13 protein-coding genes are annotated in these 17,398 nt (G+C 64.5%); 3 read left to right on the forward strand and 10 right to left on the reverse strand.

Annotated elements, in window-relative coordinates; all coding sequences use genetic code 11:
• The first annotated feature begins 7 nt into the window (after positions 1-7).
• Complete coding sequence (gene gcvP, locus LB569_RS08830; RefSeq protein WP_224691866.1) at positions 8-2,818, forward strand: aminomethyl-transferring glycine dehydrogenase; 2,811 nt, start codon at positions 8-10, stop codon at positions 2,816-2,818.
• On the opposite strand, the gene LB569_RS08835 is transcribed toward gcvP, so the two are convergent.
• The 10 genes from LB569_RS08835 to cpaB all read right to left on the reverse strand — a co-directional run bounded on the left by LB569_RS08835 (position 2,819) and on the right by cpaB (position 12,988).
• A complete protein-coding gene (locus LB569_RS08835) occupies positions 2,819-3,994 on the reverse strand; it encodes a GGDEF domain-containing protein (RefSeq protein WP_224691868.1) in 1,176 nt (391 codons plus the stop codon). It abuts the gene before it with no gap.
• Between the two features lie 166 nt (positions 3,995-4,160).
• Entirely contained in the window at positions 4,161-4,634 is a 474-nt protein-coding gene (locus LB569_RS08840) for a tetratricopeptide repeat protein (protein WP_224691869.1), read from the reverse strand.
• A 165-nt stretch (positions 4,635-4,799) separates the two neighbouring features.
• A complete protein-coding gene (locus tag LB569_RS08845) occupies positions 4,800-5,633 on the reverse strand; it encodes a hypothetical protein (protein ID WP_224691870.1) in 834 nt (277 codons plus the stop codon).
• An 84-nt stretch (positions 5,634-5,717) separates the two neighbouring features.
• Positions 5,718-6,680 (reverse strand): type II secretion system F family protein, encoded by a 963-nt coding sequence (locus LB569_RS08850; RefSeq protein ID WP_224691871.1) that lies wholly within the window; start codon positions 6,678-6,680, stop codon positions 5,718-5,720.
• A gap of 1 nt (position 6,681) precedes the next feature.
• The gene (locus LB569_RS08855; protein WP_224691872.1) at positions 6,682-7,647 is read right to left on the reverse strand and encodes a type II secretion system F family protein; all 966 of its coding nucleotides are present in this window, start codon (positions 7,645-7,647) and stop codon (positions 6,682-6,684) included.
• A 4-nt stretch (positions 7,648-7,651) separates the two neighbouring features.
• Entirely contained in the window at positions 7,652-9,073 is a 1,422-nt protein-coding gene (locus LB569_RS08860) for a CpaF family protein (RefSeq protein ID WP_224691873.1), read from the reverse strand.
• A complete protein-coding gene (locus LB569_RS08865; protein ID WP_224691874.1) occupies positions 9,070-10,278 on the reverse strand; it encodes a CpaE family protein in 1,209 nt (402 codons plus the stop codon). The genes LB569_RS08860 and LB569_RS08865 overlap by 4 nt, the downstream gene beginning before the upstream one ends.
• A 33-nt stretch (positions 10,279-10,311) precedes the next feature.
• Complete coding sequence (locus tag LB569_RS08870) at positions 10,312-10,581, reverse strand: hypothetical protein (RefSeq protein ID WP_224691875.1); 270 nt, start codon at positions 10,579-10,581, stop codon at positions 10,312-10,314.
• Between the two features lie 4 nt (positions 10,582-10,585).
• Entirely contained in the window at positions 10,586-12,031 is a 1,446-nt protein-coding gene (locus LB569_RS08875) for a type II and III secretion system protein family protein (protein WP_224691876.1), read from the reverse strand.
• A gap of 30 nt (positions 12,032-12,061) precedes the next feature.
• Complete coding sequence (cpaB, locus tag LB569_RS08880) at positions 12,062-12,988, reverse strand: Flp pilus assembly protein CpaB (RefSeq protein WP_246677438.1); 927 nt, start codon at positions 12,986-12,988, stop codon at positions 12,062-12,064.
• Between the two features lie 238 nt (positions 12,989-13,226).
• Here cpaB and parE point away from each other — a divergent pair, with 238 nt between their 5' ends.
• Both parE and LB569_RS08890 read left to right on the forward strand, forming a co-directional pair.
• Positions 13,227-15,284, forward strand: a complete 2,058-nt coding sequence (gene parE / locus LB569_RS08885) for a DNA topoisomerase IV subunit B (protein ID WP_224691877.1) — start codon at positions 13,227-13,229, stop codon at positions 15,282-15,284.
• Positions 15,285-15,328: 44 nt separating this feature from the next.
• On the forward strand, positions 15,329-17,398 hold the full coding sequence (locus LB569_RS08890; protein WP_224691878.1) for an FUSC family protein: 2,070 nt from the start codon (positions 15,329-15,331) through the stop codon (positions 17,396-17,398).

Genomic DNA, 17,398 nt, shown 5'->3' on the forward strand with positions numbered 1-17,398 from the left:
CATCGACATGACCGCTACACCCTACCCCTTCTCGGCCCGCCACATCGGACCCGGCCTTGCCGACGTCAGAGCCATGCTCGCCGTCATCGGTGTTCCCTCGGTGGAGACGCTGATCAGTCAGGCCGTGCCGAGATCGATCCGCCTCGACCAGCCGCTGGCCCTGCCGGCACCGGCGAGCGAAGCCGAAGCGCTCGCCGAGTTGTCCGCGACCATGGCGAAGAACATTGTGCTGAAGAGCTTCATCGGCGCCGGTTACCACGGCGTCCACGTGCCGCCGGTCATCCAGCGCAATCTGTTCGAGAATCCGGCCTGGTACACCGCCTACACGCCCTACCAGGCCGAGATCAGCCAGGGCCGGCTCGAAATGCTGTTCAACTTCCAGACGCTGGTCGCGGAACTGACCGGCCTGCCGGTGGCGTCGGCTTCGCTGCTCGACGAGGCGACCGCGGTCGCCGAAGCGGTCGGCATCGCGCTGCGCCACCATCGCGACAAGCGCACCAAGGTGGCGCTTGCCGGCACGCCGCACCCGCAGACGCTGGACGTGGTGCGCACCCGCGCCGAGCCGCTCGGCATCGAGATCGACGGCGAGGAGATCGACGACAACACCGCCGCTTTGCTCGTCTCCTGGCCTGACACGTTTGGCGTCTATGGCGACCACAAGGCGGCGATCGCCAGGGCTCGCGCCGCCGGCGCGCTGGTCGTCTTCATCGCCGACCCGCTTGGCCTGACGCTGACCGATGCTCCGGCAAGGCTCGGCGCCGACATCGCCGTTGGCCCGATGCAGCGCTTTGGCGTGCCGATGGGCTTTGGCGGCCCGCATGCCGCCTATTGCGCCGTCTCCGACAAGCTGACGCGGCTGATGCCGGGCCGCCTTGTCGGCCAGTCGACCGACAGCAAGGGCCGGCCGGGCTACCGCCTCGCCTTGCAGACGCGCGAGCAGCACATCCGCCGCGACAAGGCGACGTCCAATATCTGCACCGCGCAGGCGCTGCTCGCCAATATGGCGACCGCCTACGCCATCTGGCACGGCCCCGCCGGCCTGCAGGCGATCGCCGGGCGCATCCATGCGCTGGCCAATCGCCTGGCAAGCGGCCTCGAGGCGGCGGGCGTACCGGTGCTCGGCTCCAGCCGCTTCGACACGGTGACGGTGGAGGCGAAGGGCAAGGCCACCCAGATCGCGGCCGCCGCTGAAAAAACCGGCCGGCTACTGCGTGTGCTCGACGCCGATCATGTCGGCATCAGTTTCGACGAGACCTCGACCGATGCCGATCTCGACGCGATCGCGGCCCTGTTCGGCGCCACGGCTGCTTCGTCCTCCGACAGCACGGTGCCCGGCAAGCCGCGCGGCAAGGAGTTTTTGACCCAGCCGGTCTTCCACGAGAACAAGTCGGAAACCGAGATGATGCGCTTCCTGCGCCGGCTGGCCGACAAGGACCTGGCGCTCGACCGCGCCATGATCCCGCTGGGCTCCTGCACCATGAAGCTCAACGCCGCGGCGGAAATGATGCCGGTGAGTTGGCCAAGCATCGCAAACCTGCATCCCTTCGCGCCGGCCAGCCATTCGGCCGGCTATCGCGCCATGATCGGCGAACTGGAAGGCTGGCTGGCGGAGATCACCGGTTTCGACGCGGTAACCGTGCAGCCCAATGCCGGAAGCCAGGGTGAATATGCCGGGTTGCTGGCCATCCGCGCCTATCACCGCTCGCGCGGTGAGGGTCATCGCACCGTCTGCCTGATCCCCTCTTCCGCGCATGGCACCAACCCGGCGAGTGCCGCGATGGCCGGCATGAGCGTCGTCGTCGTGCGCTGCCTGGAAGACGGCAACATCGACATGGACGATATGCGGGCCAAGGCCAACGAGCACTCCAAGAACCTCGCGGCGCTGATGTTCACCTATCCCTCGACGCATGGCGTCTACGAGGAAGGCGCGCGCCATCTCTGCGCGCTCATCCATGAGCATGGCGGCCAGGTCTATTTCGATGGCGCCAACCTCAACGCCCTTGTCGGACTTGCCCGTCCCGGCGACATCGGCGCCGACGTCTGCCACATGAACCTGCACAAGACCTTCTGCATCCCGCATGGCGGCGGCGGACCGGGCGTCGGTCCGATCGGCGTCAGGGCGCATCTGAAGCCCTATCTGCCCGGCCATGTCACCGAGGGCTCGGCGCACGCCGTGGCTGCCGCCCCCTTCGGCAGCGCTTCCATCCTGCCGATCACCTGGATGTACATCCGCATGATGGGCGCTTCCGGCCTCAAGCAGGCGACCGAGACGGCGATCGTTTCGGCCAACTACGTGGCGACGCGCCTCGCGCAGCATTTCCCGCTGCTTTACAAGGGCAGGAGCGACCGCGTCGCCCATGAATGCATCCTCGATACCCGCGTGCTGAAGGAGAGCGCCGGCATCGGTGTCGAGGACATCGCCAAGCGCCTGATCGACTACGGTTTCCACGCGCCGACCATGTCGTTCCCGGTCGCCGGCACGCTGATGGTCGAGCCGACCGAGTCCGAGCCCAAGCGCGAGCTGGACCGTTTCTGCGAGGCCATGATCGCCATTGCCGGAGAGGCGGCGAAAGTCGCCAAAGGCGAATGGCCCTTGGCCGACAATCCGCTGGTCAACGCGCCGCACACTTCGGCCGAGGCGCTGGCCGGTCAATGGACCCATCCATACTCGCGCATGGAGGCGGCCTATCCCGCCGGCGACGCCGACACGGCGGCAAAGTACTGGCCGCCGGTATCGCGCATCGACAATGTCGCGGGAGACCGCAACCTGGTCTGCTCCTGCCCGCCGCTGTCCGACTATCTCGGTGCGGCCGAATAGCTATGCGGAGCGCAAGGCCGGCTTGACCGGGTCGGCCTTGCCCGGCCTTTTGCGGCCGATGACGCAATTTCGCCCCGCGCGCTTGGCGGCGTAGAGCGTGGCGTCGGCCCTGGCCAGCACCTCGTCGAGGGTGCTGCCGTCGGTCTCGCCGAACCCGATCCCGCCGCTGACCGTGCTGCGCAAGGGGCCGAGCGGGGTGGGCACGACTTCCGTGCCGAAGGCAACGCCGATCTTGCTGGCGAGATCATGGGCGCGCTCTTCCGTCATGCGCGACATGACGATCGCGAACTCCTCGCCACCCAGGCGAAAGGCGTCGACCCCGGTCCTGGCATATTTCCGGATGACGGCGGCGAAGCGGCACAGGACCTGATCCCCGACCGGGTGTCCATAGATGTCGTTGGTGCGCTTGAAGTGATCGAGGTCGAACATGACGATCGCCATGAACGGACCGAAGGTGCGCTCGCCGTAAAGCGACGTCAGACCCCGACGGTTCATCAGGCCGGTCAACGGATCGGTCATGGTCTCGGCCTTGAGTTCGATCTGCGCCTGCAAATGATGAAGCGAGAGCGTCAAGGCGCCGAGGCCCGTCATGCAGGCCACCGCCACGACCGAGTTGAGGCGTTCAGCCCAGTTGTCGGGCGCGACGCCGAGCGTCCACTGCCCATTGGCCATCAGGACCACGCCGCAAAGGGCAAACGAGAGCGCACAGCTGCCGCTCAGGAACGAAACGACCAGCAGGATGCGGCGATCGTGACTGCCATTGATCCAGAACATGGCCCCGATCGTCGAGAGCAGCGCGGTGACCGTCGCGTAGGTGATCACGAAGCCGATACCGTCAAGCCCCATGAAGGTCACGGCCGCGCAGACAGCCATGGCGGCAAATGTCGGCGCGATCGCGCGCCTGTGGTCCGGGACACCGAGATATTGCATGGCCGAAATGCAGATGATCAGGAAGCCCAGGCTGAGCAGCGCCAGTGCCATTTGGCAAAGCAGTGGATCGGGCTCCCGGGTGTAGCGCCAGAAGACGATCACATGCGCGACGAGCACGAGAATGCCGCATGCCACCGTCAGCACGAAGCGTGCCCGCGGCGCGGTGAACCAGATCGCAAACATGGTGGCGGCCAGACAGGTGCCCGACAGCGCGGCTGCGAGCAGGAGCGAACTGAAATCCAGCATATCGGGCGGGGGCCTCTCGGACGTCGGCGGTTGCGCCGCATTCTAGGTCAGCGGCAGCCCTCGGACATGGTTTTCAGGCGATCTCCCGACCGAACCTGCGGATAGGGTTTACAAAGCGTCGATGCCCCCTGTGCCGAAATCGCAACATGGCGGAACGGGGCTGACGTCAGCCCTTGTTCAACAAAGCAAGATTGGCGTCGACGACGGTGGGATCGGTCATGCCGGCCCTGGCCTCCAGCAGCAGCGCCCGGGCCTTCTTCTTGTTGCCGCGCAACAGTTGGGAATAGCCCATATTGTTGACGATCCGCGGTTTGCGGCCGGCGACCTTCAGCAGCTGACCATAAGCGCGGTCGGCGAAGTCGAAGCGGCCGAGTTCGTCATAGGACGCGGCAAGCCCCATCCAGGCCTCCGCATTGTCAGCCTTCAGCTCGACGGCCTTGCGGAAATGCTGTTCGGCAAGACCGTAATTGGCGTCGCGAAACTGCGCCTTGCCTTCCGCCAGGTCGGACGTGGCGACCTCCTTGGCAGCTGGTTGAATGGCGGTGGTCTTGGTCGTGTCGACGTTGCTGTTCGTCGTGCACCCGGTGATCATCAGGACGGCGGCCATCGTGGCCACCGCCGAAAAATTCGTCTGACGCATGCCCTGCCCCGTCGCCCGATTTGCCGGGTCGTTCTCTGGCAAAGACACTACAGCACAGCCATTAAGCTTCGGTGCCGAAATGCGGCTAAGATTTGGTTTCCGCGATACCGGCCATTAACCACCGGCGCCGCGGCGCCTCGATCCCGCCGGATACGAGCGGCATTCTCACTGCCCCATGGCCTTGAGCGCAGCCGGAACCGGATAGCGGCTGCCATTATAGCGCAGCCGGTAGGTCCGCTTCACAGACTTGCCGGGATGGGACTGGCACTCGCCATCCTGGTCGGGGGACGGCTCGTCGGTATCCGTCCGTTCGACCGCGGTGATGTCGCGATAGCCGTGGTGACGCGCCGAACTCATTGCCAGGCTGACCCGACTGGAATGAAAGCATCCCGCGCAATTGGTATCGCCTTCGCCACCATTGCCGGCAACGACAAGACCATCGAGCACCATGCGCAGCGCATCGCCGGCGACGGCATAGAGCCGCAGGTCGGTTTCGCTGAACGGATTGGCCTGCGAGTGATTTGCCATCTCGATACGCAGGCCGAAGGCGGCGACATCGGGCGCCAACCCGTAGCGGCCGGTATCGAATTCGATCTCGCGAATGGCGATGGCATCATCGGTCATCAGCCCGGGCTGCAGCAGGCGCTGGCGCACCTGCATGCTCTTACTGTCGACGACCAGAAGCTCGATATCGCCAACATGCCCGTCGTCGCTGGATTGGGCGCTGTCGGTCAGCGGCACCGCGACCAGCAACAGATCGTCATGCGCGGGCCAGACCTTGCAGACCAGGCCGAATGGCGAATCGCTGTCCGGAGGCGCCAAGGAGATGCTGGTATGGGGCTCGAGCGTGAACGAGGCACCGTCAGCGCTCTTTCGCGCCTTCGGATAGGCCTGCTGCACCAATGCGGCGGCATCGCCGCAATCGCCAGCCGCGGCCTTGGTGGGCGACAAGCTCGCGGCGGCGAGGCCCAGCAAAAGGGCGGGCAACAGGATGCGCATGGGCTTCTCACAATTTTTCGGACTTCGCGGATTCCGATGTACCACGTCGACGGAACGTTTAAATCCGTCTGGACGCGGCGCGCCTTAGTGGGCCGTCAGTTTGACGATAATCGGAATGACCGCGATCATCAGCACCACCGGCAGGATGCAGACCACGACAGGCACGGACATCTTTGCCGGCAAAGCATGCGCTTTCTCCTCGGCCAGCGACATGCGCTTGTGGCGCATCTCGTCCGAAAACACCCTGAGCGCGCCCGACAGGCTGGTGCCGAGTTCCTTCGACTGCTGCAGGAGCGTGGCGAAGGAGCGCACCTCGTCCAGGCTGAGGCGATCGGCCAGCGCCTTCAGCGCGTCGTCGAGGCTGCGCCCGGCCCGAAGCTCGAGCGACACAAGCTGCAAATTCTGGCTGAGCGACGGATAAGTCTTGGCGAGTTCCTTCGAAACCCGCTCGACGCCCGCTTCCATGCTCATGCCAGCATCGGAGCAGACGATCATCAGGTCCATGAAATCGGGAAAGCCGTTGCGGTATTCGCGCATCTTTTCCCGCACCTTCTGGGTCAGCACCAGACCCGGCAGGAAGTAGCCGGCAGCGCCCGACAGGATGATGAAGGTCCACCGGCTGGTCATGGTCGCGTCCGGGCTGGCCATCCACCGGTTGAGCACGAAGACTCCGATCGCCGTGCCGATCATCGCCGTGAACCGGATGAGGAAGAACATGCCGACGGCGCGCGGCTCCATGTAGCCTGCCTGGATGAGCTTCAAACGCAGGCGGGCGACATTCTCGGGATCGCTCTTGGCATAGAACTCCTGCGCCCGCTTCACCGCTTTTTCGCGCACGACGCCGCTATTCTTCTTCTGCACCGGTTCGGGTTTGGCCACCACCGGACCGTGGTCTACCTTGAGCCGCCGCTTGACTTCATTGCGGTCGCCCTTTGCCACCACCATTGGCCAGGCAAACGCGGCAGCGCCCACGGCCAGCAGCAAGACAGCCACCGGCATCAGCGATGTCGGCGCGAGCGAGGCGAGGAATTCAACGACGCTTTGCATGTCAGAACTTGAAGTTCGACATTTTGAACATGATCAGATTGCCCAGCATCAGCCAGGTAACCGAGCCGCCGATCATGTACCATGTCTTCGGCACGCCCCAGACGTCGCTGTAATATCCCGGCATCATGGCCATGATGGCGGTGAACAGCAGCAGTGGCACGGCCGTCAAAATGTAGGCCGACAGCCGGCCCTCCGTCGAAATCGCGCGCACCTTGCGGCGCAGCTTGCCGCGTTCGCGGATCGTCGTGGACAGCCCATCGAGGATTTCGCGCAAATTGCCGCCGGAGCTGGTCTGGATCGACACGGCGGTGACGAACAGCGGCAGGTCTTCGTGGCCGACCCTGTCGAACAACGAATTCAATGCCGAGACAAGGTCGGAACCATAGGTCACCTCGTCGGCGATGACGCCGAATTCGGTGCCGATCGGATCGGGCATCTCACGCGACACCATGGCAATGGCCACCGGTACCGGATGACCTGCCTTGAGGCCGCGCGTGATCAGCTCCAGCGCCTCCGGCAACTGCATGCCGAAACGCTTGAGCCGGCGCTTGCGCATGGAGCGCATCGCCATGACCGGCAGCAACGGCGCCAGCACGAAAAAAAGGATGAGCCCCATCAACAGCGGCAAGCCGCGCGAGATAGCGAACAGGGTCGCGGCCATCGCCACGCCGCAGGTGATCATCAGGAATTTCGACAGCGGCATGATCATGCCCGACTGCGTGCGCAGCGCCCGGAACCGGTCGGGAGAAAACAGCGGGGTGCCGGCATCGAGGCCGCGCTCCTTGCGCAGCTGGATCAGCACCTGTTCCTGGCTGATCTTGTTTTCCCGCAACTTCATGCGCCGGTTGATGGCGGTGCGTTTGTCGCTGCGGCCGGCGTAGAGCAGATAGGCGGCCTCGGCGATCATGATGCCGGTCAGCGCGGCTCCGGCATAGACGACATAGATCGCGCTGAACCCGTCGAACATCCGGCTACTCCTGCGGCCGGCCGGGTTCGAAATAGCGTCCTGGAAACTCGATGCCCATGGCGCGCAGATCCTCCAGGAAACGCGGCCTTATGCCGGTCGCCTCGTAATAACCGAGGATCTTGCCGTCGGCCTCCATACCGGTGCGTACGAAACGGAATATCTCCTGCATCTGGATGACATCGCCTTCCATGCCGGTCACCTCGGCGACACTGGTCACCTTGCGCTTGCCGTCGGAAAGCCGGGTCAGCTGGACGATGATGTCGATGGCGCTGGCGATCTGGCTGCGGATCGACTGCACGGTCATCGGCATGCCGGTCATGCCCAGCATCTGCTCCAGGCGCGAAATGCAGTCACGCGGCGTATTGGCGTGGATGGTCGCCATCGACCCTTCATGGCCGGTGTTCATCGCCTGCAGCATGTCGAAGGCCTCCTCGCCGCGGCACTCGCCGAGGATGACGCGGTCGGGGCGCATGCGCAGCGCGTTCTTGACCAGGTCGCGCTGCTTCAGCTCGCCATGGCCCTCGATGTTGGCGGGGCGCGTCTCCATGCGCGCGACATGCGGCTGCTGCAATTGAAGTTCCGCCGCGTCCTCGATGGTGATCAGCCGCTCGTCTTCCGGGATGAAGGCCGACAGCGCGTTGAGCATCGTCGTCTTGCCGGTGCCGGTGCCGCCCGAAATGATCGTCGTCTTGCGGGCATGGACGGCCGCCGCCAGCACCTCGGCCATGTTCTGCGTGATGGCGCCGAACTCGACCAGCCTGTGCAGGCCAAGCTTGTTCTTGGAGAACTTGCGGATCGACACCAGCGGGCCGTCGACGGCGACCGGGCGGATGGCCGCGTTGAAGCGCGAGCCGTCCAGCATGCGTGCGTCGACCATCGGCTGCGATTCGTCGACGCGGCGGCCGACGGCGGCGACGATCTTGTTGACGATCCGGAGCAGATGCGCCTCGTCCTTGAACGGGATGTGGACCTGCTGCAGCTTGCCCTTCTTTTCGACGAAGCAGTTCTGATGGCCGTTGATCAGGATATCGTTGATGTCTGGATCCTTGAGCAGCGGTTCGAGCGGGCCGAGGCCGACCATTTCGTCGACGATGTCGTCGACCAGCGCGTCGAGTTCGGCGGTGTTGATCGCCATGCGCTCCTGGCGGGTCTTTTCCGACACGAAATCATATACCTGCCGGCGCATCTCGTCCTTGGGCAAGCGCTCCAGTGCGACAAGGTTGATCTCCTCGAGCAGCATCCGGTGGATGCGCACGCGGGCATCGAGCACCTTGTTGGCGTTCTTTGCCGGTGCTGCTTCCGGCTTCGCCGGCAAGACTTTTCGGCTGGTCGGGATGACGACCGCATGATGCGCGACCGGCGTCGATTCCGCTGGACGTTGAGGACGCGCATCACGGTTCTGCAGGGTCGAAAAACGGCTGGTCATCCGGCTTTCCTCTTCAGGAGGCCCCTGCCGAGACCGAACAGCGACTTCGACTTGCTCGCGGTCGCCACCGCCTCTTCCGGAAGAATGATCCTCTTCAGGTCGTTGACGACATTGGCGTTGGGATCGATCTCGTGCAACGGCACGCCGCGGTCGACCGCCTCGCGCACCAGCCGGTAGTTGTTGGCGATGCCGCCGACAAAATGCTCGCCGAGGATTTCCTGGACGTCCGCCTGCTTGATGCCGTTGTCGAACATCTTCTGCTCGAAACGATTGACGATCACGTTCGGCTTCACTTCCTTGCCGGCGGTCTCGTAGACGGCCTGGATCAGCCGCTGCGTGTGGCGCAGACACGGCACCGTCATTTCGGCAACGATGTAGAGCTTGTTGGAACCGAGCAGCACCGTCTCCGTCCACGGAAACCAGGTGCGCGGCATATCGATGACGACATTGTCGAAATAGGCCGAAACGAGGTCCAGCATGCGCACAACGACATCGGTCTTGAACGAGCGCATCTCGGCCGGATGCGTGGGCGCCGCCAGCACGCAAAGGCCGCTGGCGTGCTTGGACAGCATGACATCGAGCAGTTGCCGGTCGAGGCGCTCGGGCTGGTTCTCGATTTCGGTGATATCGAAACGCGGCTCCAGATCGAGATATTCGGCGCAGGCACCCTGCTGGAAATTGAGGTCGACCACGCAGGTCGACGCGCCGCGCGTCACCGAGTGGTGCAGCTGGAACGCCGTCTGCAGCGCCAGTGTCGTGGTCCCGACGCCGCCGGCGGCGGGCATGAAGGTATAGATCTGCGATTCGGTGTTTTCCTCGCGCCCGGGTCCCTGCAACGCCCGCACGACCGAACGCACGAGATCGGCGGTGGTGATCGGCTTGACCAGGAAGTCGGCGACCTTGAGCTGCACCAAGATGCGCACGGCGGCGGCGTTGAACTCCTGGGTGACGACGACCACGGGCGCCTTGCCCTCGAGCCGGCGCATGACACGCTGCAGTGACTCGATTTCTTCCAGTTTCGCCGCATCCATGTCGACGATGACGACGCCGAACTCGGCCTCCTGGACCTCGCCGCGCAGCTCGGTGATGCTCCTCTCCACCGTCACGATCTGGATGATCTCGGAGGCGGCAAAGGCCGTCTTCGTGTCCTGCGCGAATGTCCGGTCTGTCGATATGAGCAGGATTTTCCTGGTGCTGTTTGCCATTCTCGCCGCCTGTGAGGTCGATCGCCGTCTGGATCAGTTGCCCGTGGTCGTTTGCGCTGCCTTGGCACCGGCCGCCTGATCGGGAGTGACCGGCCCGGCGGTCCCGCGCTTGGCAGGCACGAGAAGCCTGGTGTTCTGGACGCCGTACTTCCACGGATCGACCATCTGTTTGACGGTGTTGGCGGCCTGCGCCTCGCCGGCGCCGGACGTCACCCCTTCGCTGCGTAGGTAGTCGTCGCTGGTGCAGCCGCTTGCCGGGCCGGCAAGAAGCAGGGCGATGCTCGACCTCAGGATCAGACGCATGGCTTCAGTCCTTCGGCAGGTCGAGGAAATGACCGACTTTGGTGGCGGAAGCGCCCCGCGCGGCGCCGCCGTCGGCCAATGCCAGCGCACGGTTGGTGTCCGCCCCCTTCACCTCCTCGGTGTTGTTGAGGAAATAGTCGGCATTGCTGGCGGGCTGCGTCCCATCGGTCGGCTCGGCCATTTTCTTCGACGGATCGACCGGCTTGACCAGATAGGGCGTAACGATGATGACCAGGTCGGTCTCGCGCCGCTGGTAGGATTTCGACGAGAACAGCGCCCCAAGCACGGGCATCTTGCCGAGGCCCGGAATGCGCGATGTGGTGATGTCGTTCTGCGACTGCAGCAGCCCGGCAATCATGAAGCTCTGGCCGTTCTTTAGGTCGACCGAGGTCTTGGCGCGGCGCACGATGAAACCCGGCACCGAGATGGTGCCGATATTGTAGGATGCCGAGGCGTCGATCGAGGAGACTTCCGGCGCGATGTCGAGACTCACCAGCCCGTCCTTCAGCACGGTCGGCGTGAAATCCAGGCTGACGCCGTATTTCTTGTAGCTCACGGAGATCTTGCCATTGTCCTCCGAAACCGGGATCGGGAATTCGCCGCCGGCAAGGAAGCTCGCCGTTTCGCCGGACCGCGCGATGAGGTTCGGTTCCGCCAGCCTTCGGGCAAGGCCGCGCTCCTCCAGCGCCTTGATCGCGATATCGATCGAAACGCCGTTGGACAGCAGCCGGCCTATGGCTTCACCGGTCCCTGCCCCCGGCACCGTGCCCGGATCGAGAGAGACATCGCGACCGCCGAAGCCGTAAGCGAAATTGGCGCTGTATTTCGCGCCCAGGTCCTGCCCGGCCTGGCGGTTGATCTCGACGAAGCGGACATTGAGCTGGACCTGCTGCGACGAGGAGATATTGACCGAATTGATCACCTCCTCATTACCGGAGAAGCGGGTGGCGATCTTGTTTGCCTTTTCGGCGGCGACGGCGTCATCGGCCTCGCCCGAAAGCACGACACGGCCATTGGCCGAGCCGACCTTGATCTTGGCGTCGGGCACGCTGGCACGGATGGTGCTGGCCAATTGGTCGGTGTCGAGCGTCACTTCGATGTCGACGGTGCCGACAAGCTGCTTGTTCTGGTCGAACAGCGCGATGCCGGTGGTGCCGAGATTATTGCCCAGCACATAGAAGGATTTGTCGGTCAGCGGATTGACGTTGGCGATCTCCGGATCGCCGATGACGATCTGGTAGAAGGCGGCGCTCGTCATGATCGTCTTGGGCTTGCCCTTGGCGACCTTGATCGAGGCGTTCTTGGTCGACGAGACATAGACGATGTCGTTGTCCGCCTTGGCCGCGCCGGCGAATGCAAGCATGCCGCTCGCGGCCAGGCAAACCGCCACCGCCAGAGCGCGCACGAAACGCAACCGACCCGTCATTCGATAGTGCGTATGCATCACCATGATCCCGTCCCGCCCGGTCCCCACCGGTCCTTACTTCTGGTCCCGCGAAGGAACCTGATATTCCTCGGCCTGCGTGCCGCGTGTCACGATGACCGTCTTGAATTTCGGCTTCTCCGGCTCCTTGGCGATGGCATCGAACAAGGAGCCGGCCGCGGCCTGGGTCTTGGAAGCCACCGATCCGCCGAAGGATGAGATGGTGGTGACGCCGTTCTTGCCGTCGCCGCCTTCGCTGGCCGAGCGCAGCGAGAGCGACAGCGTCCCGACGGTGCGCGCCAGCGCCACTTTCTGCGCGCCTTCGGTCGTCACCTCCAGGGTCACGGAATTGGCCACCTGCGGCGTCGTCTGGCGCTCGTCGGCGCCCTGCCCGACGCTCAGCACCTTGGCATCGGCAACGACGATCTCCGAGGTGATGGTCGAACCGGACGCGCCTTGCGCGTTCTTGGCGACTTCCTGGATTTCGCCGGCGTCACGGGTCAGCACGACATCGACACGGTCGCCGGGCGTGACGAAGCCGCCGACGCCGGCGATCTCGTCGGTGCGGATGGTGACCGCCCGCATTCCGGGCGTCAGCATATTGGACAGCGTCGCGCGGCCGTTCGGTCCCGACAGCTTGGTGAGCAGCACCGGCTCGTTGACGTCGATCGGCGACAGCACGACCCGGCCACCCTCGCCCAGCAATCCATCGATGGTGGCAAAGGCACCCTGCGGTAGGGAATCCTGCGGCCATGGGATCTCGCTGAGCTTGGCGCGGTCGAGCTCCATGCCGTAACGCAACGGCGCGCTCGCCACCACGATCGTCTTGAACTCGATCCTGGGTGCGGCCGGAGCGGCGATCGAAGCCGTTTTCTCCTCGGCGTCGGCCTTGGCCTGGCTCTTCACCCAGAAATCCGCGGCAAAGATCGAGATCGCGCCGAAAACGGCGGCGATGCCGATCATCGTTATGGCCTTGCCCCTCACGCCGAAACCCCTGATGCCCGTCGTTTCTTGTTATGTTGGGCTCACGCTAGGCCGCATTGTTAAAGAATCAGGAATCTTCCGGCCGCCGGTACGCCCGATTTCCACCGGCTTGGTTATCGAATGGTTTTAGGATAAGAGGGGGTTAAATCCCCGAACGTAACAGGAACCTCCGTCGCTTGGCGCTGAAAAGCGTGGCAGTATCGACGGGGTGATTCGCAGCTTGGGCGCTATGGCAGGCATGGACGACAACAACGATCTTTTCGGCAATCTGGAGAAACAGCCGCAGCCGGTTCGCGCGTCGGCGCGCCCAGCGGATCCGCTGGTGCAAGCGGCGGCCAAGCGTCCGGCCGCGATCCGTGACGGTTCGGAGGGCTACAGTGCCGCCGATATCGAGGTGCTCGAGGGCCTCGAGCCGGTGCGCCGCCGGCCGGGCATGTATATCGGCGGCACCGACGACAAGGCGATGCACCATCTGTTCGCCGAGGTCATCGACAATTCGATGGACGAAGCGGTTGCCGGCCACGCTACCTTCATCGATGTCGAGCTTTCCGCCGACGGCTATCTCACTGTCACCGACAATGGACGCGGCATCCCGGTCGACCCGCATCCGAAATTCAAGAAGCCGGCGCTCGAAGTCATCATGACGACGCTGCATTCGGGCGGCAAATTCGATTCCAAGGTCTATGAGACATCAGGTGGCCTGCACGGCGTCGGCGTTTCCGTCGTCAACGCCTTATCCGACCATCTCGAGGTCGAAGTCGCGCGCGGCCGCCAGCTCTATCGCCAACGCTTTTCACGTGGCGTTCCGGTAAGCGGCCTGGAGCACCTCGGCGAGGTGCACAACCGCCGCGGCACCAGGATCCGCTTCCATCCCGACGAGCAGATCTTCGGCAAGGGCGCCGCCTTCGAGCCGGCGCGGCTCTATCGCATGACGCGCTCCAAGGCCTATCTGTTCGGCGGCGTCGAGATCCGCTGGACCTGCGATCCCTCCCTGATCAAGGAAAAGGACCAGACGCCGGCCAAGGCGGAATTCCATTTCCCAGGCGGCCTCAAGGATTATCTCAAGGCATCACTCGGCGACGACTTCCAGGTCACCCGCGAAATCTTCGCCGGCAAGAGCGAGAAACAGGGCGGCCATGGGTCGCTGGAATGGGCGGTGACCTGGTTCGGCGGCGACGGCTTCATCAATTCCTACTGCAACACGATTCCCACCGGTGAAGGCGGCACGCACGAGGCCGGCTTCCGCAATGTGCTGACGCGCGGCCTACGCGCCTATGCCGATCTCGTCGGCAACAAGCGCGCCTCGATCGTCACATCGGAAGACGTCATGATCTCGGCCGCCGGCATGCTGTCGGTGTTCATCCGCGAACCGGAATTCGTCGGCCAGACCAAGGACAGGCTGGCGACGATCGAAGCGATTCGCATCGTCGAGACCGCGATCCGCGACCCGTTCGACCATTGGCTGGCCGACAATCCGCAGGAAGCTTCAAAACTGCTCGAATGGGTGATCGCGCGCGCCGATGAGCGGGTGCGCCGGCGCCAGGAAAAGGAAGTGTCGCGCAAAAGCGCGGTGCGCAAGCTGCGCCTGCCTGGCAAGCTCGCCGACTGCACGCAGAATGCGGCGGCGGGTGCAGAACTCTTCATCGTCGAAGGCGATTCCGCCGGCGGCTCGGCCAAGCAGGCGCGCGACCGTGCCAGCCAGGCGGTATTGCCTCTGCGCGGCAAAATCCTCAACGTCGCCAGCGCCGGCAATGACAAGCTGGCCGCCAACCAGCAGATATCGGACCTGATCCAGGCGCTCGGCTGCGGCACGCGGTCAAAGTACCGCGACGAGGATTTGCGCTACGATCGCGTGATCATCATGACCGACGCCGACGTCGACGGCGCCCACATCGCTTCGCTGCTGATCACTTTTTTCTACCAGGAGATGCCGGCGCTGGTACGCGGCGGCCATCTCTACCTGGCGGTGCCGCCGCTCTACTCGATCAGGCAAGGCGGCAAGGTCGCCTATGCCCGCGACGACGCGCACAAGGACGAGCTTCTGCGCACCGAATTCACCGGCCGCGGCAAGGTCGAACTCGGCCGCTTCAAGGGCCTGGGCGAAATGATGGCCGCGCAGCTCAAGGAGACCACCATGGACCCGAGGAAGCGCACGCTGCTCAGGGTCGACGTGATCGACGCCGAGGCGGCGACCAAGGATGCGGTCGACGCACTGATGGGCACCAAGCCCGAAGCCCGCTTCCGCTTCATCCAGGAACGTGCCGAATTCGCCGAGACGGAAGTGCTGGATATCTAGCCGCTGGCCAGTTTAGCTTGCGTCCCTGACATGGAGACCAGCATGTGACCTGGGCGCGGCTGAAAACCAATTTCGAGACGAGCCTGGCCGGGGTGACGCAACCGACGCGCTCGGACTGGATTTTCGCGCTGCGCACCGTTTCGGCCGGCCTGATCGCATTGCTGGCCGCTTACGCGCTCAAGCTCGACCACCCGCAATGGGCAATGATGACGGTGTTCATCGTCGCCCAGCCGGTTGCCGGCATGGTGCTGGCGAAAGGCTTCTACCGGCTGCTCGGCACGCTTGTCGGGGGTGTCGCGGCAATCGGCATCACCACGGCGTTCGGCACCGGCCCCTGGATTCTGGTGACGGTGCTTGCCGTCTGGATTGGCATCTGCACCTTCGTCTCGTCGCTGCTGCGCAATCCCGAAGCCTATGGCGCCGCCCTTGCCGGCTACACCGCCATGATCATCGGCCTTCCCGCCTTCGGCCAACCGCACCTGGTCGTCGATCTCGCGGTCGCGCGCTGTGCCGAGATCGTGCTCGGCATCGTCTGCGCCGGCCTCACCAGCCGGCTGATCCTGCCGAAACTGGCCAGCGACGCCATCATCTCGCGGCTGAAACGCTGCATTCTCGACCTCGCCACCTATGCCGGCGGCGCGTTCTCGGGCGGCGATCGGGCGACGCTGATCGGCCTTCACCGGAAGCTTGTCGCCGACACCCAGACGCTTGGCGAGATGCGCGCCTATGCCAGGCTCGAAGCGCCGAGCTTCGCGCCGCGCGCGCATCCGGTACGGCGCACCATCGGACAACTGCTCTCCGCCCTTTCGGCGGCGCGCGCGCTCCATTCTCATGCAGCTCCGAAAAACGCCGCCCTCATCCCGGTGCGCTCGGAACTGCAGGCTCTTGTCAGCGAACTGGCCGCCAAGCCGGGAGCGCTGGACGATACCTCGCCCTGGTTGGCGCGCCTCGACGCAATCTCGATAAAAGCCCGGCAAATGCCCGATGCCTCGACCGATCAAGGTGAGGACAGGGTCGGAACCATCACCCGCCTCACCATAGCAGCCGATTTCGCCGAGGCGCTGAAACAGGTGCTGCGTGGCCTCGACGCCTTGCGCGCGCCGGTGACCCGTCGTCCAGGTCCCGGCAGCCAGCAGCCCGCCCTGGTGGTGCATCGCGACTATCCCGGTGCCGCGCGCAACGCCATCCGCGCGGCCGTTGCCACGCTGCTGGTCGCGGCTTTCTGGCTGACGACGAAGTGGTCGGAAGCGGCCGGCACCGTCATCCTCGTTGCCGTCGTGTCGAGCCTGTTTGCCGCTCGCCCCGATCCGGTGCAGGTATCCTGGGGGTTCTTCAAGGGAACGCTGCTCGCTTTGCCCTTTGCCTTTCTCGTCGGCCAGATCGCGCTTCCCGCTTTGCCCGGCTTCGGCTGGTTCATGCTGTTCGTCGTGCCCATCATGGTGCCGGCCGCACTCGCCATGGCCAATCCGCGCTATGTCGGCGTGGCCACGGCCTTCGCCATCAACTTCCTGGCCTTTCTCAGTCCTCACCAGGCGATGACCTATGATCCCGGCCCCTTCTTCGCCGGCTCGGCGTCGATCCTGGTCGGCATCCTGCTGGCGATCGGCGTCTTCATCGTCGTATTGCCGGCCGATCCCTGGCTCGCGGCCGACCGCATCGTGCGGGCCATGCGCGAGGATCTGGCGCGGCTTTGCCTGCATGAGCGCGTGCCGAGGCGTTCGGCCTTCGAGAGCCTCGCTTATGACCGGGTCAATCAGCTGATGCCGCTGGTGCAGAATTCCGGCAGGAAGGGCGAGGCGATCCTGGGCGGCGGCGTCGCCTCCGTCACGGTCGGCCTGGAGATCCTGCGGCTGCGCAGCGCGGCCCAAAACCATGCCATCCCATCGGAAACAGCGCTATCAATTGCCAACTTCCTGAGGGGATTGGCACGCGAGCTGCTTTTCCGGGCTCCTGGCGATCCGCAAACAGCGACCGTCGCCGTCGCCCGGCAGTATGCGGCGGGCATCGCCCAGCGAAACGCCACCGGCGACATGCTGCAGATCGCGGCGTCCCTGCGCATTATCGCCGCGGCGATGGAGGATTTTCCGGATTTCTTCGCGAGCAACAGGTCCTAG

It is taken from the genome of Mesorhizobium sp. BH1-1-4 (assembly GCF_020165665.1).
GTDB lineage: Bacteria > Pseudomonadota > Alphaproteobacteria > Rhizobiales > Rhizobiaceae > Mesorhizobium.

Bases quoted from the DNA above. Each gene is read 5' to 3' on its own strand.
- gcvP (WP_224691866.1), top strand. From the start codon at position 8: ATGACCGCTACACCCTACCCCTTCTCGGCCCGCCACATCGGACCCGGC.
- LB569_RS08835 (WP_224691868.1), bottom strand. From the start codon at position 3,994: ATGCTGGATTTCAGTTCGCTCCTGCTCGCAGCCGCGCTGTCGGGCACC.
- LB569_RS08840 (WP_224691869.1), bottom strand. From the start codon at position 4,634: ATGCGTCAGACGAATTTTTCGGCGGTGGCCACGATGGCCGCCGTCCTG.
- LB569_RS08845 (WP_224691870.1), bottom strand. From the start codon at position 5,633: ATGCGCATCCTGTTGCCCGCCCTTTTGCTGGGCCTCGCCGCCGCGAGC.
- LB569_RS08850 (WP_224691871.1), bottom strand. From the start codon at position 6,680: ATGCAAAGCGTCGTTGAATTCCTCGCCTCGCTCGCGCCGACATCGCTG.
- LB569_RS08855 (WP_224691872.1), bottom strand. From the start codon at position 7,647: ATGTTCGACGGGTTCAGCGCGATCTATGTCGTCTATGCCGGAGCCGCG.
- LB569_RS08860 (WP_224691873.1), bottom strand. From the start codon at position 9,073: ATGACCAGCCGTTTTTCGACCCTGCAGAACCGTGATGCGCGTCCTCAA.
- LB569_RS08865 (WP_224691874.1), bottom strand. From the start codon at position 10,278: ATGGCAAACAGCACCAGGAAAATCCTGCTCATATCGACAGACCGGACA.
- LB569_RS08870 (WP_224691875.1), bottom strand. From the start codon at position 10,581: ATGCGTCTGATCCTGAGGTCGAGCATCGCCCTGCTTCTTGCCGGCCCG.
- LB569_RS08875 (WP_224691876.1), bottom strand. From the start codon at position 12,031: ATGGTGATGCATACGCACTATCGAATGACGGGTCGGTTGCGTTTCGTG.
- parE (WP_224691877.1), top strand. From the start codon at position 13,227: ATGGACGACAACAACGATCTTTTCGGCAATCTGGAGAAACAGCCGCAG.